Genomic DNA, 21738 nt, shown 5'->3' with positions numbered 1-21738 from the left:
ATGGTCGACGAGAACGGACCGGGCCAGGTCTGGCAACTCGTGCGCGCGGCACAATCGGGTGATGGTGAGGCTTTCAGCGAGCTCTACGCCGGTTATGTGGACATGGTGTACCGCTACGTGTGGTTCCGCGTCGGCGACCGGGCGCTGGCCGAGGACCTGACCAGTGAGACCTTCCTGCGCGCGCTGCGCCGCATCACCAGCGTGGACTACCAGGGCCGCGACCTCGGCGCCTGGTTCATGACCATCGCGCGCAACCTGGTGCTGGACAACGCCAAGTCGGGCCGGGCCAGGCTGGAGATCAGCTCCGCCGACGCGGGCAGCGACGCGGTGTCCCACGAGGGCCCCGAACAGGCGGTGCTGACCAGGGAGCGCAGCACGGTGCTGCTGGACTGCGTTCGGCAGCTCAAGCACGAGCAGCGGGAGTGCATCGTGCTGCGCTTCCTGCACGGCCTGTCGATCTCCGAGACGGCGCTGCGACTGGGCAGCACCGAGGGCGCGGTCAAGGCGCTGCAACACCGCGCGGTGCGCAGGCTGGCCACACTCCTGCCCGAGAGTTATCACTGAATCGAGAAGAAACCGCGAACCCGGTTCTCGGGAAAAACGATTTCGACGAGGCCGCGGAAATTGTCCGCACTCAGATCGTGAGCAGAACGCGACCCGTCCTGGCGCGATCAGCCAGCATTTCGTGTGCGCGCCGCGCATCGGCCAGCGGCAGGCTCGCGTGCACCACGGAGCGCAACCGCCCGGCACTCGCCCACCCGGCCAGTTCGGCGATCTCCGCCCGCGCCTGCTCGGGCCGCGCTCGCCGCCAGGCCAGCAGCGAGAAGCCCACCACGTACTTCAACTGCGCGAGCTGCATGAACGTCGGTGTGCCGAAGTCCCCGGCGATCGCCCCGTACAGCACGGTGCGACCGAGCGGCGCGAGCAGGTCCATGTTGGTCGCGGTCACCGCGCCGCCGATCGAGTCGGCGATCACGTCCACCCCGCCCGGCGCGACCGCACGCACCTGCTCGGCCCAGTCCGGTTCGCTGGTGTTCACACCGAAGTCGGCACCCAGCCCGCGCGCGAAGTCCAGTTTGGACGGTGAGCTGGCCGCCGCGATGACCTTGCCCGCACCGAGCAGCTTCGCCAGCTGCACCGCCAGGTGCCCGATGGCGCCCGCCGCGGCGTGCACCAGCACGGTCTCCCCCTCGGCGAGCTGCCCGGTGCGCAGCACGCGCAGCGCAACCGGTGCGTTCATCGGCAGCACCGTGGCCGTACCGATGTCGACATTGGTCGGCACGTCGACCAGCCAGTCCGCCTCGACCAGCACCTGCTCGGCGTAGGCCGGGTCGGCCAGGGCAGCCACCCGCGCGCCGATCCGCGCCGGGTCCACGCCGGGGCCGACCGCCTCGACCGTGCCCACCACCTCACCGGTCAGGTCCGCGGGCAGCTCACGCCGGAACACCCCGGCCGTCCCGGTGCGGAACTGCACGTCCACGTAGTTGGTGCCGATCACCTCGGTGCGCAGCCGCACCTGCCCCTCTCCCGGTTCGGGCACCTCGGCCTGCTCCAGCCGCAGCACCTCCGGCCCGCCGTACTCGTAGTACCGCACTCGCCGCATGGCACGTCCCCCTCGGTTTGTGTTGGCGTCACCAACGTTGGCAAGGCCAACATAGCACGGCGCGGTACCGTGACCACTGTGATCGGTGATGAGGTGTGCCAGCCCAACCGGCTGAGCGGCACAGTGGTGTGGCTGCTGGGCAGGGCCTCGCTGCGCGCACACCGCACCGTGCAGGAACGGCTGGCGGCGCACGGCATCCGCAAGTGGCACTACGGGGTGCTGGCCACGCTGTTCGAGTTCGGGCCGGGTACGCAGGCGCAGATCGGGCGGCGACTGGGCGTGGACCGCAGCGACATGGTCGCGATCCTCAACGACCTGGAGCGCGAGGGCTACGTGCACCGCGCGCCGGACCCGGCGGACCGGCGGCGCAACACGGTGACGCTGACCGAGCCGGGCCGCACCGCGCTGGCCGGGTTCGACCAGGTGGTCGCGGCCACCGACGACGAACTGCTCGGCCACCTGTCCGCGGCCGACCGCGCGGACCTGGAGCGGATCCTGCGCACGCTGGCCGGGGATCAGCCCTTGGGCACCGCGTCCAGCGCGGAGCGCGCGATCTGACGGGTCGCGGCGCGGCCGATGCCGGTCTGCCCAAGGAACCGGATGCCCTCCACCACCGCGAGCAGCAGCCTGGCCTGCTCGCGCGGATCGACCCCGGCCGCGATCTCCCCGCGATCCCGTGCCATCTCAAGGCATTGCGCCAGCACGTCCTCCAGCGCCGCGAAGGTGCTGCGGGAGCGGGCCAGCACCTCGGGATCGCGGCTGTTCAGCTCCGCGCTGGAATTGGCCAGCAGGCAGCCGCGCAGGCCCTGCTCGGTACTCGCGCCCTCGGCGATCGCCATGACGAACGCCTTCAGGCGCCGCCACGGCGATCCCGTGCCCTCCAGCAGCGTGGACCTGATCCCGCACAGGAGCCGCTCGCGGTAGTCGTCCAGCGCGCGCAGGAAGAGCTGGTGCTTGTCCCCGAACGCCCCGTAGAGGCTGCCCTTGCCCAGACCGGTGGCCGACATCAGGTCGTCCAGCGAGGTGGCCGCGTAGCCGTTGTCCCAGAACCGGTTGCAGGCCGCCGCGAGAACCTCCTCCTCGTCGAAACCGCGCGGTCTGGGCATGGCAGCAGTCTACTTCAGACGTTGCTGATCGAGCCGCCGTCGATCACGAACTCGCTGCCGGTGATCCAGCGGGCACGGTCGGAAGCCAGGTAGGCCACCAGGTCCGCGATCTCCTCCGGCCGCCCCGGCCTGCCAAGCGGGATGCCGCCGACCTCCGCCAGCAGCGCCGCGCGGGCCCCTTCGATGTCCAGCCCCCTGGCCTGCGCCATCTCACTGAGCAGCACCTGCACCGCCGGAGTCTCGATCATGCCTGGCGACACCCGGTTGACCCGGACGTTGTTGCCCGCCACCGCCTTGGACAGCGCCTTGCTGTACGAGGACAGCGCCGCCTTGGCCGCCGAGTAGTGCGGGATCGTCGTCTGCGGTTCGCGGGCCACGATGGAGCTGATGTGCACCACCACCCCCGAGCCCCGCTCGACCATCTGCGGGACCAGGGCGTTGTCCAGCCGCACCGCGCTGAGGTAGTTGGTCTGCAACGCCTCCAGCCAGTCCTTTTCGGACAGGGTGAGCGGGCCACCGGGGAAGAGCTGCGCACCACCGGCGTTGTTGACCAGCACGTCCACCCCGCCCAGTTGGTCGAGGGCCTGCTCGGCCAGCGCGCTCGCGCCCTGCGCCGTGCTCAGGTCGCCGCGCACGAACCGCACGCCCTCGGGCAGGTCGTCCACCGGGTTGCGCGCCGAGGTCAGCACGGTGGCCCCCTGCTCCACCAGCCTGCGCACGATGGCGGCACCGATCCCCTTGGTGCCGCCGGTGACCACGGCCCGCAGGCCGTCGAGTTCCTTCGTCGAGTTCTGAACCATGTAGTCCAGAATTGTCGTTATGGACCGCACGGTCAAGAACGCGTGAGTGGGCTCACAGGGCACCTGTCACTACGGCTGGCCCTACCTCCAGGACTACGGCCAAAGGCAGGGACCCGGGCCGTTCGCGCGGCTAGCGTGCTCGGTGTGACTCCCCGTAACGCGCTGGAATCGGTGGCCAGTCCCCGGTTCCTGCTCAGCTGGTGGCCCTGGCGCTCGGTCGGCTACCTGCTCAGCTCCCTGCCCGTGCTCGCGGTGCTGGCGATGCCGCTGGCCTGGCTCACCCTGCCATGGCTGGTGGCCGGCGGCCTGCTGGTCACCCGGCCGACCAGCGCGATCGTCGGGATCCTCGTGCTGGTGCTGCTCGGCGCGGTACTGGTGGGCGCGGGCGCACCGCTGGTGGCCATCCCGCTCGCGGTGGCCGAACGCTGGCGGCTGGGACTTGTCGACACCCGCCCGCTGTGGGAGGACCACCGGCTGCCACCGGGCCCGGGGCTGTGGAACTGGTTGCGCACCAGGTACGCCGAGACGGCCACCTGGCGCGAGGTGGGCTACGTGTTCCTGTTCGTGGTCTGGCAGGGGCTGTACCTCACGCTGTGCGGGCTCGGGCTGGTGATCGTGTTCCTGGTCGCCTCGCCGGCGATCCTGATGACCGGGGACGGCCCGGTGGCCATGGGCCCGTGGACGATCACCCAACCCGAGCAGGCCTGGTGGCTGCCGCTGGTCGGCCTGCTGCTGGCCCCGGTGCTGCTGTACCTGGTGGGGATCGCGGTCGGGGCGCACGCCGCCGCGGCGCGGGCACTGCTCGGCGGGAACCGGGCCCGCACCGAACTGGTGGAGGTGGCGCGGTCGCGGGCGCGGCTGGTCGACGCCTTCGAGGCCGAGCGCAGGCGCATCGAGCGGGACCTGCACGACGGGGCGCAGGAACGGCTGGTCAGCCTCACGTTGCGGCTCGGCCTTGCCAAGCTGGACCTGCCAGAGGACTCCCCGGCGCGGCAGAACGTGGCCGACGCGCACGACCAGGCCAAGCAGGTGATGGCCGAGCTGCGTGAACTGGTGCGCGGCCTCAACCCGAGGGTGCTTGCCGACCGCGGGCTGGGCGCCGCGCTGTCCGAACTCGGCGACCGGTCGGCGATCCCCGCCCAGGTGCGCACCGACCTGCCCGAGTGGCTGCCGCCACACGTGGAGTCCACCGCCTACTTCGTCGCGGCGGAGGCGCTGACCAACGTGGCCAAGCACAGCGGGGCGACTGCGGTGACGGTCAGCGCGTGGACGGGGGCGGGGCTGCTGGTGATCGAGGTCGGCGACAACGGGCGGGGCGGTGCGGACCCGGCGCGCGGCAGCGGTCTGACCGGGCTGGCCGACCGGGCGGCCACGCTCGACGGCAGGATGTTGTTGTCCAGTCCGGTCGGCGGACCGACCCTGCTGCGAGTGGAGTTGCCGTGCGGCGACAACCGATCCGAGTAGTGCTCGCCGAGGACGGCGTGCTGCTGCGCGAGGGACTGGCGGGCCTGTTGGGGCGCTTCGACTTCGAGGTGCTGGCCGCGGTGGGCGACGGGACGGCGCTGCGGCGGGCCGTGGCCGAGCACCGCCCCGAGCTGGTGATCACCGACATCAGGATGCCGCCCGGCCTGCGTGACGAGGGGCTGCGCGCGGCGGTGGAGCTGCGCCGGGCCGACCCGGATCTGGCGGTGGTGGCGCTGAGCCAGTACGTGGAGCGCAGCTACGCGGCCGAACTACTCGACTCCGGCGGCGGCAGACGGGTCGGCTACCTGCTCAAGGACCGGGTGGTCGACGTGGAGGAGTTCGTGACCGTGCTGCGCCAGGTGGTGGCGGGCGGCACGGTGGTGGACCCGCAGGTGGTCCGCCAGCTGCTCAACCGCCAGCGCGACCCGCTGACCAAACTTTCAGTCAGGGAGCGCGAGGTGCTGGCCCTGGTGGCGGAGGGTAGGTCGAACACCTCGATCGCCGCACACCTGGTGGTGACCGAGGCCGCGGTGACCAAGCACGTGGGCAACATCCTGGCCAAGCTGGACCTGCCGCCGCACGAGGACAGCAACCGCCGGGTGCTCGCCGTGCTGGCCTACCTGCGCTCCTCTTGAGCTCTGTACCTACTGGTATGTACAGTCAGCCCGTGGACACCAGGGACAAGCTGATCGAGAGCACCCGCGAGCTGCTGTGGGAGCGCGGGTACGTGGGCACCAGCCCGAAGGCGATCCAGGCGCTGTCCGGGGTCGGCCAGGGCAGCATGTACCACCACTTCAGCGGCAAGCCCGAGCTGGCGCTGGCCGCGCTGCGCCGCAGTGCCGAGTTGCTGCGCGCCGAGGCGGAGCGCTCGCTACTGGGTCCTGGGACCGCGGTGGAACGGGTCACCGGCTACCTGCGCCGCGAGCGGGAGGTGCTGCGCGGCTGCCGGATCGGCCGCATGGCCCAGGACCCCGAGGTGATCGCGGACCCCCAGCTGCGCGCCCCGCTGGCCGAGACCTTCGACTGGCTGCGCGAGACGATCACCACCGTGCTCGCCGAGGGCCGGTCCCGCGGCGAGGTCGCCCCCGACCTGGTGCCCGAGACGACCGCGGCCACGGTGCTCGCCGTGGTGCAGGGCGGCTACGTGCTCGCCCGCTCCGCGGACTCGGCGGAGCCGTTCCGCCAGGCCGTGGACGGGCTCATCGCCCTGATCTCCCGCTGACCGGAGGACTCGCCGTGCACGCCATGCAGTACGAGATCACCCTGCCCGCCGACTACGACATGGGCATCATCCGACGGCGCGTCGCCGACAAGGGGCCGCTGCTGGACAACTTCCCCGGCCTGGGGCTCAAGGCGTACTGCGTGCGCGAGCGCGACAGCTCACCGGTCAACCAGTACGCGCCGTTCTACCTGTGGCACAACACCTCCGGCATGAGCCGGTTCCTGGTGGGCGGCAGCGGTTTCCGCAGCATCATCGACTCGTTCGGGCGGCCCGTGGTGCGGCACTGGGTCGGCGCGGGCTTCCAGCGCGGACCGGCGTTCGGCGCGAAGGCGGTGGCCGCGAGCAAGCAGCTCACGGCGATTCCCGCCGAGGCCGATCCGGAGGCCGTCACCGAGCTGGCCTTGGCCGAACTCCGTGCGCGGACAAGTGATCCGGCCGTGCTGTGCGGGGCCGTCGCGATCGACCCGAGCTCCTGGGAACTGGTGCACTTCACGCTGTGCGCGGAGCCTGTCGAGGGCGGCTACCAGGTGCTGCACCTGTCCTGCCCCGAACTGGCCGAGCTCGCCGAGGGGCGGAGCTGGTGATCCGCACCGTGCTGGGCGACATCGCGCCCGAGGAGTTGGGCGTCTGCGACTCGCATGACCACTTGTTCTTCCGCAGCGAACTGTTGCCAGGCCAGGAACTGGACGACGTGGCAGCCGCCGAGGCCGAACTGCGGGCGTTCGGCGCCGCGGGCGGGCAGGCGCTGGTCCAGTGGACCCCGGCCGGTCTGGGGCGGCGCCGTGACGCGCTGGCGGAACTGTCCCGCGCGACGGGTGTGGCCGTGGTCGCCGCGACCGGGCTGCACCAGGCGGCGCACTACTCCCCCGACCGGCTCGGCGGGCTCGTCGACCGGCTGACTGAAATTTCAGTCGGCGACCTGACCAGCGGGATCCGCGCCGGAATGATCAAAGTCGCGGGCCAGTTCCACCACCTCGACGCGCATGCCGAGCGGGTCATGACCGCCGCCGCGCAGGCCCACCACGAGACCGGCGCCCCGATCGGCGTGCACCTGGAACTGGGGACCGCCCCGCTGGAGGTGCTGGACCTGTTGTGCGACAAGCACGGCGTGCCGCCGAACAGGGTGATCCTGGGCCACCTCAACCGGTTCCCGGAGCAGCGCGTGCACCGGGCCGCTGCCGAGGCGGGCGCGTTCCTCGCCTTCGACGGGCCCTCCCGCGCCAACCACGCCACCGACTGGCGACTGTTCGACGTGCTCACCGCGCTGGTCGAGTCCGGTCACGGCGGTCAGGTGCTGCTCGGCGGGGACACCACCACGGCCGCCGCGAGGGCATCCACCGGCGGTGGGCCCGGCATCCCGTACCTGCTGACCACCTTGCGCCCCAGGCTGTCCCGTGAACTGGGCGAGGAGGCGGTCACCAGCATGTTCGTGGCCAACCCGGCGCGCGCGTTCTCGGTACCTTGGCGGAGGTGAGGACACGACACCTGGACTGGCCTGGCTGCTACAACGCGCGTGACCTGGGCGGACTGCCCACCGCGGACGGCGGGCGGACCCGGCGTGGCGCGGTGGTCCGCTCGGACGCGCCGGACGAGGTGCCCACCGAGGTCGTGCGGGACTACGGCATCCGCACCGTGGTCGACCTGCGCGGGGACGAACTGCCGCCGCGCGAGGGGCTCACCACGCTCCAGTTCAGGCTGGACCGGACCGAGGACACGGAGTTCTGGGACCAGTACACCAACGGCCTGCACGCGACCCCGGTCTACTACGTGCCCTATCTGCGCAGGTACCCGCACCTGGTGGCTGAGGTGGTGACGGCGATCGCCCGCGCCGAGGGCGGGGTCCTGGTGCACTGCGGCTCGGGCCGTGACCGGGCGGGGCTGATCAGCTTGGTGCTGCTGGCATTCGTGGGCGTACCGGCGGAGGAGATCGCCGAGGACCACGCGCTGAGCACCGACCGGCTGCGACCGGCGTGGGCGGCGCTGGGCTACGCCGACCAGGGGCCGCTGATCGAGAAGCTGCTGACCGCGCAGGGCACCACCGCGCGCAAGGAGTTGCTGCAAACGGTGTCGTCGTTCCGCTTCGACGAGTACCTGCGCGAGGCAGGTGTCGGCGAGCAGGACCTGAGGGCGTTGCGCGAGCGGCTCACACAGCCGGGCGCTGCTCCCCGAAGCCCTCGATGAGATCGGTGCGGGCGCGGAACACCCGCGAGCGGATCGTGCCCACCGGGCAGCCGCACACCTCGGCGGCCTCCTGGTAGGACAGGCCGACCACCCTGGTCAGCACGAAGGCCTCGCGCCGATCGGGGTCCAGCGCCCGCACGGCCTGCCGCAGCGCGATCAGCCCCTCGTGCCCGGCCTGCGGCTGCGCCAGGTCCTGCCACTCCTGCACCGCGGAGATCCGCGGGGTGCGGCGGGCGGTGCGCACGTAGTCGGCGGCCACCCTGCGGGCTATCGCCAGCAGCCACATCCTGGCCGGTGACCTGCCCTCGAACCGGGGCAGCGCGGCGAACGCGCGCAGGTAGGTCTCCTGGGCCAGGTCATCGGCCTGGCCGGGGTCGGACAGGTAGCCGAGCAACCTGCGCAGCTGGTGCTGGGTAGCCCGGACAAACGCGGCCGCGGCCGCCCGGTCACCGTGCTGCGCGGCCACGGCCAATCGCGTGATCTCGGCGTCGTCTGTGCCCACGACCCCCGATACGCCTCCCGCGCGCGGGAGGTTCACGGGAACTACCTGGCGGGGTGGGACGACCTGCCCGCCATGGACTGTGGCATCGCGCGCGAAGCGCTCTCGGCGGTCATGGACGGGGAGGCGCCGGGCCCCGCCGGGCTGGACGCCCACCTGGCGGCCTGCCCGGCGTGCACGACCTGGCAGGCGCAGGCGAGCCGGATCGGCAGACTGGCCGCGATCTCCGCCGCCGAACCAGGCCCGGACCTGACCTCGTTGGTACTGGCCGGGGTCAGCCTGCCGCGACCGGCACGCGGCAGGTCGGCACTGCGCGTGGCACTGCTGGTGGTCGCCGTGGCCCAGGTGCTGGTCGGCGCGGTGGAACTGCTGGCGACCGGGCCCATGCCGATGATGAGCATGCAGGGTCACGTCCAGCACGAGACCTCGGCGTTCAACCTGGCGCTGGGTGTGGTGCTGCTCCGGGTGGCCGCCGACCCCGCGCGGGCGCGCGCCCAACTGCCCCTGCTGGCCAGCCTGGTCGGCGTGCTGGCGGCGATCTCCGCCGTGGACCTGGCGCACAGCAGCGTGGGCTGGCAGCGGCTGGCCACGCACGTCCCGGTGCTGCTCGGCCTGCTGCTGACGTTGGTGTTGAGCCGTACGGGAACCGATCGGCGCTCGGGGACGACCCGGCCTCGGGGGGCAGGCCAGACGTGGAGGTTGTTGATGGACTCCAGGACGCGCCGGACCACCGCGGTGGGCGCTCTCGTGCTCGGCGGGCTGCTGACCGGGGTGGGCAGTGCGGCGGCGCACGTCACCGCGCAGCCGTCCACGGCGGCCCAGGGCGGCTTCACCAAGATCGCGTTCCGGGTGCCCAACGAACAGGACAAGGCGGCCACGAACAGCGTGGAGGTGAGCCTGCCCGCCGACCACCCGATCGCCTCGGTGGCCACCCGCGCGCTGCCCGGCTGGACGGTGAAGGTGGACAAGTCCGCGCTGGCCAAGCCGGTGAAGACCGATGACGGTGAGGTCACCGAGGCCGTCTCGAAGATCACCTGGTCCGGGGGCAGGATCGGCCCGGGTTCCTTCGAGGACTTCGAGGTCTCGCTCGGCCCGCTGCCCACCGACACCAGCACCCTGGTGTTCAAGGCGATCCAGACCTACGACAACGGGGACGTGGTGCGCTGGATCGACACCGCCAAACCCGGTGGGGCCGAGCCCGAGCATCCCGCGCCCACGCTGGCGCTGACCCCGAAGGCCACCGCCGAGCCCGTGGCCACCAAGGCAAGCGTGGCCGACTCCACCAGCGACTCCACCGGCGTCCTGCTCGGCGGGATCGCGACCGTGCTCGCCGTGGTCGCGGCGGTGTTCTCGGTGCTGGCCTGGCGCCGCTCGCGCGAGTCGGCGTGAGGGCGGCGGCACTCGTCCTGCTGCTGGCCGTCGCCGGGCTGCTGCTGGGCAGCGGTTCGGCGGCGGCCCACGCCATGCTCGAATCCACCAATCCCGTGCAGGGCTCCGTGGTACAGGCCATGCCGAGCCGGATCGAGCTGACCTTCGGTGAGCCGGTGCAGGTCTCCGCCGACTCGGTCCGGGTCATCGCACCCGACGGGTCCACTGTGGACACAGGTGGGGCGGAACACCCCGAGGGGCACGGGGAGACCGTCGGCGTGCCGATGTCCGGTACGGCCGAGGGCACCTACACCGTGTCCTGGCACGTGGTCTCCGCCGACTCGCACCCCATCTCCGGGGCGTTCACCTTCTCCCTAGGGCACACCAGCACGCCCGCCGCCACGCCACCGGCCGCACAGCAGAGCGACTCGGCGGTGTCCCTGCTGTACGGCCTGACCCGCGCGCTGGGCTACGCCGCCTTCGCGCTGCTCGCGGGGTCGGCGGCCTTCGTGTACCTGTGCTGGCCACAGGGCGCGGTGCGGCGGACCGTGCGCAGGCTCATCGGCGGGGCGTGGCTGGGCCTGCTGCTCACCACGATCGCCAGTGCGCTGCTGCAAGGCCCCTACGGCGCGGGCCTCGGCCTGGACCACCTCTTCGACGGCGAGCTGTTCTCGTCCACAATGGACATTGAGTTGGGCGTCGGACTGGCCGTGCGGGTCTGCCTGCTGGCCCTGGCCGCGCCCTACCTGGGTGAGCTGCTGGCCACGGTGGACTGGACCCCGACGAGGCGGGCCCTGGTCGGGGCGGGCGGTGTGGTGCTGCTCAACGGCTTCGCCTGGACCTGGGCCGGGTCCGGGCACGCCACCGCCGGGCTGCAACCGGAGTTCGCCCTGCCGGTGGACCTGCTGCACCTGGACGCCATGGCGGTGTGGCTGGGCGGGCTGGCGGTGCTGGCCGTGGCGCTGTGGCGCGGCCGGGAGCTGCCGGAGTCCATGGCGGTGGCGGTGCTGCGGTTCTCGAAGATCGCCTTCGGCTGTGTGGTGGTGCTGGTGGCCACCGGCACGTACCAGAGCTGGCGCCAGCTCGGCTCGTGGCAGGGCTTCACCGATACCGGCTACGGCCGACTGCTGCTGGTGAAGGTCCTCGGCGTGGCCGCCGTGCTGGTCGCCGCCTGGTACTCGCGCCGCTGGGTGCGCGGCCAGGGCAGGATCCGGCTCCGGCGCTCGGTGTTGGCCGAGGCTCTCGGGGCCGTGCTGGTCATCGGCCTGACTGGATTTTTGGTCAGTGCCGAACCCGCCCGCACCGCCCTGGCCGACACGCCCAGGCGCCAGGCCACGCCCTCCGCGCAGACCGTGCCCTTCGACACCGGCGGCCCGCACGGCAGGGGCCAGCTGAGGATCAACGCCCTGCCGCTGCGGCTGGGCACCAACCTGGTGGACGTGCTGGTGGTCGACGAGACCGGCACGCCGACCGACGTGGCCGAGCTGACCGCGGCGCTGAGCCTGCCCGAGCGCGGCCTGGGGCCGCTCAAGATCGACATGGTGCACCAGGGTCGGGGCGGCTACCGGGCGGGCACCGCGGAGATCCCCCTGGCCGGGGACTGGCAGCTGGCGGTGACCGTGCGCACCAGCGATGTGGACCAGACCACAGTGACGGCCAGGCTGCTCGTCTCGGGAACCGGGGAGGGCGGCTGACCGACTCACTGGTGTGGTCGAACTAGCCATTGGCGGCATGACCTGCGCCGCCTGCGCGAACCGGGTGGAACGCAAGCTGAACAAGCTCGACGGCGTGCGAGCCAGCGTCAACTACGCCACCGAGAAGGCAACCGTGAGCACGACCGAGGACGTCACGGTGGCCGAACTCATCGCGCAGGTGGAGAACGCGGGCTACCGGGCGCACGTGGTCACGCCCGAGCGCGAGCCCGAGGCGGACCCGAGCCGTCCGCTGTGGCACCGGCTGGTGCTGGCGGTCCTGCTGTGCGCCCCGCTCGGCGACGTGTCGATCACGCTGGCGCTGGTGCCCTCGCTGCGCTTCACCGGGTGGCAGTGGGTCGTGCTGGCCATGGCGCTGCCCGTGGTGACCTGGGCCGCGTGGCCGCTGCACCGGGCCGCCGCGATCAACGCCCGGCACGGCAGCAGTTCGATGGACACCCTGGTCTCCGTGGGCATCATCGCCTCGACCTGCTGGTCGGTGTACGGCATGTTCTTCGAGGCCGACTCGGCACCGGCGAGCTCGCTGTGGGAGCTGGTGTCCCGGCCCGGTGGGGCGATCTACCTGGACGTGGCCGCGGGCGTCACCACGTTCGTGCTGGCCGGGCGGCTGTTCGAGGCGCGGGCCAAGCGCCTGGCCGGTGGCGCGCTGCGGGCACTGGCCGAGGTGGCGGCCCGCGAGGTGAGCGTGCTCGCCGAGGACGGCACCGAACGGCGTGTTCCGGTGGGCGCGTTGCGTGTGGGTGAGAAGTTCCTTGCCAGGCCTGGTGAAACCATCGCCGCTGACGGGGTGGTGGTCGACGGGGCGGCGGCCGTGGACGCCAGCACCATGACCGGTGAGTCGGTGCCGGTGGAGGTCACCGAGGGCGATCCGGTCATCGGCGGCACGGTGGCGATGGGCGGGCGGCTGGTGATCGCCGCGACGCACGTGGGCGAGGACACCCGGCTGGCCCAGCTCGTGCGGCTGGTGGAGCGGGCGCAGAGCGAGAAGGCCGGGGTGCAGCGGCTGGCCGACCGGATCTGCGGGGTCTTCGTGCCCGCCGTGTTCGGGCTGGCCGCGCTGACCCTGCTGGGCTGGCTGCTGCTGGACGGCTCGCCGGGCAGGGCGATCGCGGCGGCACTCGCGGTGCTGATCATCGCCTGCCCGTGCGCGCTCGGCCTGGCCACGCCCACGGCACTGATGGTGGCCACCGGGCGCGGGGCTTACCTGGGCGTGTTCATCAAGGGCCACCAGGCCCTGGAGTCCGCGCGGGCCATCGACACCGTGGTGCTGGACAAGACTGGCACGATCACCACCGGCCGGATGGCCGTCACCGAGGTACGCGCCGAGGACCGCGCCCTGGCGCTGCGACTGGCCGGTGCCGTGGAAGCCGCCTCCGAACACGCCGTCGCACTCGCGATCACCTCGCTGGCACGGGAAGAACTGGGCGAACTGCCCGCCGTCACGCAGTTCGAGAGCCTGCCAGGACTCGGCGCACAGGGCACTGTGGACGGTCACCGCGTTCGGGTCGGCTCACCGCGGATGTTCGGCCAGGACGGCGCTTCGGCTACCACCGCGTTGGTGTCCCGCGATGGTGTCCTCATTGGACGGTTTACCCTCGCCGACTCCGTCAAGCCCACCGCGGCCGAGGCCGTCGCGCGGCTGCACCGGATGGGCCTGCGCACCGTGCTGCTCACCGGGGACAACGAGACCACCGCGCGGGCGGTCGCCGAGCAGGTCGGCATCCCCGAGGTGATCGCCGGGGTGCTGCCCGAGGACAAGGCCGCCGCCGTGCGCGCGCTGCGGGCCGAGGGCAGGGCCGTGGCCATGGTCGGCGACGGGGTGAACGACGCGCCCGCGCTGGCCTGCGCCGACCTGGGCATGGCCGTGGTCACCGGCACCGACGTGGCCCTGGGCGCCGCCGACCTGATCCTCGTCCGCGAGGAACTGGACGTGGTCCCCCGCGCGATCGGCCTGGCGCGGGCCACGCTGCGCACCATCCGCGGCAACCTGGTCTGGGCCTTCGGCTACAACGTCGCCGCCCTGCCGCTGGCCGCGTTCGGCCTGCTCACCCCGCTGATCGCCGGGGCGACGATGGCGCTGTCCTCACTGTTCGTGGTCTCCAACAGCCTGCGCCTGCGCAGCTATCGGTGATTCGGCGCACAGGCCAGGGGCGGGGGGTGTTCGTCACCATGCCGGTGGTCCTCCACAGCTCGCTCACAGTCCGATGCCCACCACGCTAGGCGGCAGATCACGGAGCTGGCTTGACCTGCGCTGTACCCACGTGCTTTCTCAGCCGCAAGGCGCTGACCTGGTAAAATGCGACCTGCTCGGCTGCCTCGCTGGACCGTGACCGGCAGAATCGGCAGAATCGCCAGGCAGTTCGGCCAGTACGGAGAGGACAGCGCGTGGCACAGGCCTTCGGTGACGCGCTGCGCGCTGGTCGCAAACGCCTGGGCCTGAATCAACAGGAGTTGGCCGACCAGGCCGGGGTGAGCGTCCGGACCGTGCGAGACCTGGAGCACGGCCGCGTCCGCACGCCCCGTGCCGAGTCGGTGCGCAGGATCCGCTCAGTGCTCGACCTCGTGCCACCGCCGGAACGCGGGGTGCGGCTCGCGGCGCTCGGTCCTGTCGAGGCCACCCGCGACGGCAAGCCGGTCGACCTGGGCTCGCCGCAGGCCAGGTTGGTGCTGGCCCTGCTTGCCGTGAACGCGGGCCGGGCGGTGGCCGTCGAGGAGATCGTCGACCTGGTGTGGGGCGGGCGGCCACCGAGGACCTGCCGGTCGCTGGTGCAGACCTATGTCTCCCGGCTGCGCAAGCTGCTCGGCGCGGAGCACCGGATCGAGCGCATCGGTGACGGCTACCTGCTGCGCTCGCCCAGCGACCTGTTGGACGTCGCCCGGTTCACCGAGCTTGTCGACGGCACGCCCTCCCACGCGGCTCTGGGTGAGGCGCTGGACCTGTGGCGCGGCACGCTGGCGGCCGAGCTGCGGGCACATCCGGGCGCGGTGGCGTTGGCCCGCCGCCGAGTCTCCTGCGCACTGGCCTATTCGGAACTTGCTGTCCGGTTCGGCGGACACGACAGGGCCGTACCCCGCATGCAGGCCGTGGCGCACGCCGAGCCGCTGCACGAGGCCGTGCACGCCAGGCTCATGCTCGCGCTGGCCGCGTCGGGTCACCGTGCGGCGGCACTGCGGATCTTCGGCGAGCTGAGGTCACGGCTCGCGGCGGAACTGGGCATCTCGCCCGGTCCCGATCTGCGGAGTGCGCAACACCAAGTGCTGCAAGAGGTTCCGCTGAGCACAGCAGCGGTCCCCGGCCAACTGCCCTCGGACGTGTCCGGCTTCACCGGTCGCGCCGAGCAGCTCGGCCAGCTCGACGAGGTGCTCGCCGGTGGCACGATGGTGATCTCCGCGATCGGCGGCATCGGCGGCATCGGCAAGACCTGGCTCGCGCTGCACTGGGCTCACCGGCGCCGCGACTGGTTCCCGGACGGCCAGCTCTACGTCAACCTGCGGGGCTTCGACCCCACGGGGCCGCCGGTGGAGTCCTCGGCGGCTCTGGTCGGCTTCCTGGAGGCGCTGAGGGTCCCACCGAACGCGATCCCCGCCGACCTCGACGCGCAGGCAGCGCTGTTCCGCAACCTGGTGTCGCGGCGGCGGATGCTGGTCCTGCTGGACAACGCCCACGACCTGGCCCAGATCAGGCCACTGCTGCCCGGCGGTTCGCACTGCACCGTACTGATCACCAGCCGCAACCGGCTCGGCGGGCTGGTCGCCACGCACGGCGCCCACTTGATGTCACTGGATGCACTGCCCAGCAACGAGTCCAGGACACTGCTGGTGAGCCACCTCGCTCCGGGGCGAGTAGCGGCAGAACCGGACGGGGTGCGTGAACTGGTCGACCAGTGCGCGGGACTGCCGCTGGCACTGGGCATCATCGCCGCGCGAGCCGCTGCGCAGCCGACGTTCCCACTGGCGGTGCTCGCCGCTGAACTGCGAGAGACCTCCGCACGGCTGGACGCGTTGGACGCAGGTGACCTGAGCACGAACCTGCGTGCGGTCTTCGACTCCTCCTGCCAGGCGCTGACTGCCGAGGCAGCTCGAGTGTTCCGGCTGCTGGGGCTGGCCCCGGGCGCGGACATCGGCCTGGCCGCCGCGGCCAGCCTCACCGCACTGCCCGTCGCCCGGCTGCGCACGCTCCTGCGTGAACTCGGCAACGCCCACCTCGTGCAGGAGCACGTGCCGGGCCGCTACCGCATGCACGACCTCGTCAGATTGCACGCCGGCGAGCAGGTTCACCAGCACGAGAGCGAGCTGGTCCGACTCGAAGCTCAGCGGCGACTCGTCGACTTCTTCGTGCTCAGCGCGTACGCGGCCGAGCAGGTGCTCAGGCCGCACGAACCGATCATCCCGTTGCACCGACCCCGGTCAGGCTGCGTCCCGTTCTCACCCGTGGACGAGGAGCAGGCGCTCGCGTGGTTCACAGAGGAGGAGGAGTGCGTGATCGCCGCACAAACCCTTGCCGCGCAACGCAGTTGGCACACGCAGGTCTGGCAGGCCGCGGTAGCGCTGACCACCTTCCAGTGGCGTCAGGGGCACATCCACGACCACGTCGCCATCTGGCGCGCCGGGCTCACTGGCGCACAGCGACTCGGCTCCGCTGCCGCGCAGGGTTTCGCGCACCGGAGCCTGGGCTACGCCTGTACCCGGGCAGGTCTGCACTCCGAGGCCGTCGAGCACACCACTCGTGCCCTGACGATGGCGCGGCAGGACGGTGACCTCGCTGGTCAGGCGCATGCGGAACGCGCGCTCGCGGAGGCGTGGGAACAGAAAGGCGGCTACCAGCAGGCCCTCGACCATTCGTTGCGCGCACTGCACGTGTTCGAGCAACTGGACAACCAGGAATGGCGGGCCGACGCGTTGAACGCCGCAGGCTGGTGCCACAGCCGCACAGGACAGCACTCCGCGGGCCGCGACCTCTGCGAACGCGCGCTTGCCCTGTTCCGCGCCCACCGGGACCGGCCAGGCCAGGCCGTCACCCTGGACAGCCTCGGCCACATCGCCCACCACACCGGGCAGTACCTCGACGCGCTGCGCCACTACAACGACGCACTCGACTTGTACCTGGAGATCGGGCACAGCTACCAGGAGGCCAACACCTGGGCTCGCATCGGGGACACCCAGCACGAACTGGGCAACCGGGAGCAAGCCACCGAGGCCTGGCAGCGGGCCGTTGACCTCTACCTCGCCCAGCACCGGCTCGCCGAGGCCGAGCAGGTCCGCCGCCAACTGCCGTGAAGGTGGCTTTCACTGCACCCAACGCAGCGAAAGCCACCTTCACGTCGGCTCAGCCCGCCAGGTTGATCTCGGCGACGGAGGTCCACGGGTTGCCGTTGACCTCGGACAGGGCGCGCAGCCGCACGTAGCGGGCGGTGCGCGGGGTGAAGCAGGCGGACTGTTCGGCGGTGCTGTCGGTCCAGGTGCCGGTGGCGGCGGGGCTGCCCCAGTTGACGCCGTCGGCGCTGGTGTAGACCTCGTAGTTGGCGATCCTGCCGTTGGACTGGGTCTGTCGCGGCAGGTAGTACAGGCAGCTCACGGTGCGCGAGCCGCCCAGGTCGAGCTGGATCTCGTGCGGGGGCTGGGCGGTGGACTGGCTCCAGGCGGTGTGCCAGATGGTGGCGGGATCGCCGTCGAGCACGTTGGCGGCGGACCCGTTCTCGGCAGCGGTCTCCTGGCTGTCCACAGCGGACACCTTGAGCTGGGACTGCGGGATGCGGGTCGGCGCCGGACCGAGGTCGTCCACGGCCAGGTTGTCGATCACGAGGTCGTGCTGCTCGTTGCCGGTGCCCTCGGTCAGCTTGTCCACGCCGATCCACGAGTTGGCGGTGGCGTCGAAGGTGGTGCTGAACGTGGTGGGCTTGTGCGCCGCGGCGAAGTTGGTGCTCGCCCCGCCGCTGGTGACGAACGAGTACTCGTTGTCGCCGGTGGCCTCGTAGCTGAACGACACGCGGTAGCGGCGGCCCGGCTGGAAGCGCAGGGTCTGCGGCAGGGTCCGGTACACCGGGCCCTTGTTCTCCTCGTGCGACTTGAGCGAGGTGCCGCCCGCGATGACGTCGTCGATCAGCTTGCCGTTCCAGCCAGCCTGGGTGTACGGGGCGTTGATCGGGGCGAGGTGCGTGCGGGCGTCATCGGGGTTGCCGCCGTTTCCGGAGTACACGAACGGACCCCAGGTGTCGCCGGTCTCGTGCTCGAAATCGGTGTAGTAGTAGTGGCCGTTCTGCGGGGTGCGCTCGGTCCGGACGACCCGCACGTTGTCGAACGCGACGACGGGGTTGCCCGCTTCCGCCGACAGGGCAAGGGTAGCCGTGCCCTGACCGGGCGGAACATCGAAGAGGACCTTCATGGGCTGGGTCGTGGTGCCCTGGTAGTCGCTGGTGCCGTCGTAGTTGCGGTAGGTGGAGGAATCGGTCCACGTGGTGGCGCCGCCAGCGGTCAGGCTTGCCTTGCGGGTACCGGAGGCGACCTGAACGTCCACAGTGGCCGCATAAGTGGCGCCGCCGGTGAGACCGGTCAGGGTCTGCGAGACGGAAGCGGCCGGGCCGCCAGCGAGTTGCAGCTGCTTGTTACCGAGGGAAGTCGTTGCCACCGAGGCGTTTCCGGTGACCGTCCACTTGGACAGGTTGCCGGAGTTGAAGCCCGGGTCCTTCACCGGGGTGCCAGCACCGAAGTTCGGGTCAGCGACCGGACCGGGGTCGGTCGGGTAGACCACGTACGGGGTGTTGGCGGCGGCGTTGATCGTCACCTGGCGGTTGCTCACCGGCAGGTCGCTGACGAACTGCCGCCCGGTGTCGGTGAGCTTGTACAGCTTGACACTGGACTTGTTGCCCCACTTGGCGGGCAGAGTCCAGGTGGTCGAGCCGCCCGTGGGGTTCCAGTGGTAGAGCTTGGTTTCCGCCTGCTGGTCCCAGGGCAGCAGGTAGCTGCCCCCGTTGAGCACCAGGTGCCCGTCCTTGCTGATCTGCCTGGCCCCACTGGCCGTGGACACCGAGACGCTCTGGCCCAGCTGGATGTTGTTGGCGGTCCACTTCTGGATCGGGAAGCCCTGTAGGTACTTCGTGGGCAGGTCCACGGAGAACGTGATCTTGAGGAAGGCGTTGTAGTCGTTGAGGTTCTGCCAGCCCTCGTAGGCGGTGAGCTGGCCGCCGCCGAGCAGCGGGTCACCGGCGATCCAGTCGTCGGTCTGCTGGTTGCGGATGAACCGCACGACCTGGCTGTTGATGCCCTTGTAGTCGCTGCCGCCGTACTTGACGTCGTTGGCCCAGTGGCTCCACACCGAGGTGCCCTCGAACTTGTCCGGGAACTCGGTGGCCACCTGGAAGCCGAGCCCGTTCATCTCGCGGGCGAACTTGTTGCTGGTGTAGCCGTCCCCGTACCAGGTGTCCACGTACAGGAAGTCCAGGCCCGGTGCCTGCTGGCGCAGCTGCGCGAGCCGCTGCTGGCGTCGCCCGCTCTGGCCGTCGTAGCGGTAGTTGATGTGGTAACTCTGGTCCAGCCAGTCCCAGCCCAGGTCGCTGGTGACGCTGTTGGCCAGTGCGGGGTCGAAGGCCGGTGAGCTCGGGTACTCCTCGGTGTCCTGCAGGTGCACGCCGATCTGCGCGTTGTAGCGGTGCGCGGAGTCGATCAGCTTGTTCAGGTCGGCGACCCCGCCCTGCTTCTGGCCCACCCCGGCGTAGTCCGGGTGGCCGGAGTCGTGCCCCTCGTTGCCGTACCCCTTGAGCTCCACGAACTGGCCGAGGCCGTCGGTGTTCAGCGCCACCCGCTTGGTCTCGTCCAGGGTGCGGGAGAATGGGTTCCGGGCGGTGGAGGCGAAGTTCATCGGGATGCGCTGCACGGGCCGGCCCGCCACCTGCTGCCAACCCAGCGGGCTGCTCATGATGTCCCGGAAGGCGATCGCCCCGTCCTGCCAGTCCACAGCGGAGTCGCCGTTGCGATCACCCGTGATCACGATCTTGGCCTGGGGCAGTGGCTCGGTGTCGGAACGGGCCGCCCCACTGGACCGGTACAACCAGTCGCCGCTCCACAGCCCGAGCCGCTTGTAGCCGCCCTTGTCCACGGTCTGCTTGACGATCCGGCCGTTGTCCTTGGCGGTGGCGCCGGAAGGCTTGTCGTAGGTGGAGTTCGTCGCGATCGAGGCGGCGAGCTTGCCCGTGTTGATGATCCCGTACATGTAGCTGACCGGCGCGGCGTCGGCTGCCGTGCTCGTGGTCAACGCGCCGAAGGTATCGCCGGTACCGGTCGTCGCGTTGTAGTTGCGCGCACCGGCCATGGCGGCGCCGGGCTGGTTGCTGCGCACGGAGATCAGGTTGTGATTGGGGATGCTCAGCGAGTTGACCGGGTTCGCCGCGGTGTCGGCGATCCTGGTCACGGTCAGGTCGACCTCGTGGCCGCGGACCCGGATCGTGGCGCCCACCTCGACCCCGCCGTAGTCGGCGAAGGTCAGCGCGTAGTCCACGTGATCGGCGGACACCGTGCCGGAAACCCTTGGCGTGTAGGCCTTGCCGTTCAGTACGACCTGGGTCAGCACGTCCTCGTCACCGTAGATCACCGCCGAGCTGGCCCGGTCGGTGTAGCTGGCCACCCGGGGGAAGCCCTGGTCCAGGCTGACCGACAGCTCGGGGCTGGAGATCGTCACCAGCGAGCCGGCAGGGGTGGCCTGCGCTGGTGCCTGGACCACCGAGACGCTCGCGAGGGCGAGCAGCAGCGCGGTGGCCATGGCCCTTGTTCTACCGTTCATCGCGACTCCGCAGGGTTGGCGTCTGGACGGGATTCGCGCGCCCCAGGGCGGGACTCGCGCGCGTGTGGGCGGGACTCGCGCTTGAGACGGCGTGTCCCGCTCAGGGGAGCGCGAGTCCCGCTCTGGGTCAGGTCAGGATGATGCTGCGCGTGACCCCGCGGGGCCGGTCGGGGTTGACGCCCTGCGCGACGGCCACCCGCACGGCCACCCGCTGGGCGCGGATCAGGTCCACTATCGGGTCCACAGTGGACAGCACGAGGGTCGCACCGGTCGCCAGCACCTGGTCGGCCAGCCCCTCGGGTGCGGGCCCGAACACCCAGACGGCCGTGTCGTGGTCGGCGATGGACACCGGACCGTGCCGGTACTCCATGGCGGAGTAGGACTCCGTCCAGCCCCGTGAGGTCTCGCGGAACTTCAGCGCGGCCTCGTGCGCGATGCCGGTGCTCCAGCCGGTGCCGAGGAAGGTGATCTGCCTGGCCCGCAACACGCCCTCGGGCAGTTCCTCGGTCAGGGCCTGCTCGGCCAGCGCGGGCAGCCCCGACACGTCCTCGCCCAGCGCGGCGCGCAGCAGCACCAGTTGCGTGGTCGGGAACCGGGTCTGCACCACGGAGACCTCGTCGGCGAAGTCCAGCAGCAGCACGTGGTTCGCGGTCTGGTAGACCGGCGTGCCCGGGGTCGCGGTGATCACGGAGGTCACGGTGCCCGCGGGCACGCGAGCCAGCGCCTCCAGGACCTCGGTCGTCGTGCCGGAGCGGCACAGCGCCAGCACCCGGTCGTAGCGGCGCCGGACCCCGGGCAGCTCGGAGGCGGGCCACGCGTCGGTCTCACCCTGGCCCGCGGCCTCGCGCAGCGCGGCGTAGGACTGCGCCATGTAGTACGAGGTCCCACAGCCGATCACGGCGACCCGCTCGCCCCGCAGCGGCAGCGCCTCAGGTGCGGTGGCCGCGATATCCAGTGCCCTGCGCCAGCAGTCGGGCTGGCTGGCGATCTCCTCGTTGGTGTGGCTCATG

Annotated in this window: 18 protein-coding genes; 12 read left to right on the top strand and 6 right to left on the bottom strand. The window is 71.3% G+C overall.

Features of this window, described 5'->3' with window-relative positions:
• Positions 1 to 564, top strand: coding sequence for a sigma-70 family RNA polymerase sigma factor (locus KALB_RS10625; RefSeq protein WP_025355702.1), 564 nt, complete (start codon positions 1 to 3; stop codon positions 562 to 564).
• 70 nt (positions 565 to 634) lie between these two features.
• Here the strand turns inward: KALB_RS10625 and KALB_RS10620 are convergent, their stop codons facing one another.
• Positions 635 to 1603, bottom strand: coding sequence for a quinone oxidoreductase family protein (locus KALB_RS10620; RefSeq protein WP_025355701.1), 969 nt, complete (start codon positions 1601 to 1603; stop codon positions 635 to 637).
• 78 nt (positions 1604 to 1681) lie between these two features.
• Here KALB_RS10620 and KALB_RS10615 point away from each other — a divergent pair, with 78 nt between their 5' ends.
• Positions 1682 to 2161, top strand: coding sequence for a MarR family winged helix-turn-helix transcriptional regulator (locus KALB_RS10615; RefSeq protein WP_051913356.1), 480 nt, complete (start codon positions 1682 to 1684; stop codon positions 2159 to 2161).
• Here KALB_RS10615 and KALB_RS10610 read toward each other — a convergent pair.
• Positions 2119 to 2709 (bottom strand): TetR/AcrR family transcriptional regulator, encoded by a 591-nt coding sequence (locus tag KALB_RS10610; protein ID WP_025355699.1) that lies wholly within the window; start codon positions 2707 to 2709, stop codon positions 2119 to 2121. The genes KALB_RS10615 and KALB_RS10610 overlap by 43 nt on opposite strands.
• A gap of 14 nt (positions 2710 to 2723) precedes the next feature.
• Complete coding sequence (locus KALB_RS10605) at positions 2724 to 3509, bottom strand: SDR family oxidoreductase (RefSeq protein ID WP_030111262.1); 786 nt, start codon at positions 3507 to 3509, stop codon at positions 2724 to 2726.
• 144 nt (positions 3510 to 3653) lie between these two features.
• Here KALB_RS10605 and KALB_RS10600 point away from each other — a divergent pair, with 144 nt between their 5' ends.
• The 6 genes from KALB_RS10600 to KALB_RS10575 are packed head-to-tail and all read left to right on the top strand — an operon-like array spanning position 3654 to position 8376.
• Positions 3654 to 4973 carry a sensor histidine kinase gene (locus KALB_RS10600; protein WP_236650217.1) on the top strand — a complete coding sequence of 440 codons (1320 nt, stop codon included), beginning with the start codon at positions 3654 to 3656 and terminating at the stop codon, positions 4971 to 4973.
• Positions 4949 to 5608, top strand: coding sequence for a response regulator (locus tag KALB_RS10595; protein WP_025355696.1), 660 nt, complete (start codon positions 4949 to 4951; stop codon positions 5606 to 5608). Before KALB_RS10600 ends, KALB_RS10595 begins: the two co-directional genes overlap by 25 nt.
• Before the next feature lie 32 nt (positions 5609 to 5640).
• A complete protein-coding gene (locus KALB_RS10590; protein ID WP_025355695.1) occupies positions 5641 to 6195 on the top strand; it encodes a TetR/AcrR family transcriptional regulator in 555 nt (184 codons plus the stop codon).
• Positions 6196 to 6218: 23 nt separating this feature from the next.
• The gene (locus KALB_RS10585) at positions 6219 to 6779 is read left to right on the top strand and encodes a DUF4865 family protein (protein ID WP_236650333.1); all 561 of its coding nucleotides are present in this window, start codon (positions 6219 to 6221) and stop codon (positions 6777 to 6779) included.
• A complete protein-coding gene (locus tag KALB_RS10580; protein ID WP_025355693.1) occupies positions 6776 to 7669 on the top strand; it encodes a phosphotriesterase family protein in 894 nt (297 codons plus the stop codon). Before KALB_RS10585 ends, KALB_RS10580 begins: the two co-directional genes overlap by 4 nt.
• Positions 7666 to 8376, top strand: coding sequence for a tyrosine-protein phosphatase (locus KALB_RS10575; RefSeq protein ID WP_030108792.1), 711 nt, complete (start codon positions 7666 to 7668; stop codon positions 8374 to 8376). The genes KALB_RS10580 and KALB_RS10575 overlap by 4 nt, the downstream gene beginning before the upstream one ends.
• On the opposite strand, the gene KALB_RS10570 is transcribed toward KALB_RS10575, so the two are convergent.
• On the bottom strand, positions 8339 to 8878 hold the full coding sequence (locus tag KALB_RS10570) for a sigma-70 family RNA polymerase sigma factor (RefSeq protein ID WP_025355691.1): 540 nt from the start codon (positions 8876 to 8878) through the stop codon (positions 8339 to 8341). The genes KALB_RS10575 and KALB_RS10570 overlap by 38 nt on opposite strands.
• 72 nt (positions 8879 to 8950) lie before the next feature.
• Between KALB_RS10570 and KALB_RS49125 the strand changes: the two genes are divergently transcribed.
• The 4 genes from KALB_RS49125 to KALB_RS46425 all read left to right on the top strand — a co-directional run bounded on the left by KALB_RS49125 (position 8951) and on the right by KALB_RS46425 (position 17232).
• Positions 8951 to 10264 (top strand): DUF1775 domain-containing protein, encoded by a 1314-nt coding sequence (locus KALB_RS49125; RefSeq protein WP_236650216.1) that lies wholly within the window; start codon positions 8951 to 8953, stop codon positions 10262 to 10264.
• A complete protein-coding gene (locus tag KALB_RS10560) occupies positions 10261 to 11937 on the top strand; it encodes a copper resistance CopC/CopD family protein (RefSeq protein ID WP_025355689.1) in 1677 nt (558 codons plus the stop codon). Before KALB_RS49125 ends, KALB_RS10560 begins: the two co-directional genes overlap by 4 nt.
• Before the next feature lie 13 nt (positions 11938 to 11950).
• Positions 11951 to 14086, top strand: coding sequence for a heavy metal translocating P-type ATPase (locus KALB_RS10555; RefSeq protein ID WP_025355688.1), 2136 nt, complete (start codon positions 11951 to 11953; stop codon positions 14084 to 14086).
• A gap of 254 nt (positions 14087 to 14340) precedes the next feature.
• Entirely contained in the window at positions 14341 to 17232 is a 2892-nt protein-coding gene (locus KALB_RS46425) for a BTAD domain-containing putative transcriptional regulator (RefSeq protein ID WP_148309425.1), read from the top strand.
• A gap of 49 nt (positions 17233 to 17281) precedes the next feature.
• Here the strand turns inward: KALB_RS46425 and KALB_RS10545 are convergent, their stop codons facing one another.
• Both KALB_RS10545 and KALB_RS10540 read right to left on the bottom strand, forming a co-directional pair.
• Positions 17282 to 20728: an endo-alpha-N-acetylgalactosaminidase family protein gene (locus KALB_RS10545; protein WP_081789287.1), complete on the bottom strand. Its 3447-nt coding sequence runs from the start codon at positions 20726 to 20728 to the stop codon at positions 17282 to 17284.
• A 127-nt stretch (positions 20729 to 20855) separates the two neighbouring features.
• Positions 20856 to 21737 carry an SIS domain-containing protein gene (locus KALB_RS10540; RefSeq protein WP_025355685.1) on the bottom strand — a complete coding sequence of 294 codons (882 nt, stop codon included), beginning with the start codon at positions 21735 to 21737 and terminating at the stop codon, positions 20856 to 20858.
• Position 21738: the final 1 nt, after the last annotated feature.

The organism is Kutzneria viridogrisea DSM 43870 (assembly GCF_000525635.1).
Taxonomy (GTDB): domain Bacteria; phylum Actinomycetota; class Actinomycetes; order Mycobacteriales; family Pseudonocardiaceae; genus Kutzneria; species Kutzneria viridogrisea.
Note: the sequence above shows the minus strand (reverse complement) of the source record. Positions and strands in the feature narration are given on the sequence as shown.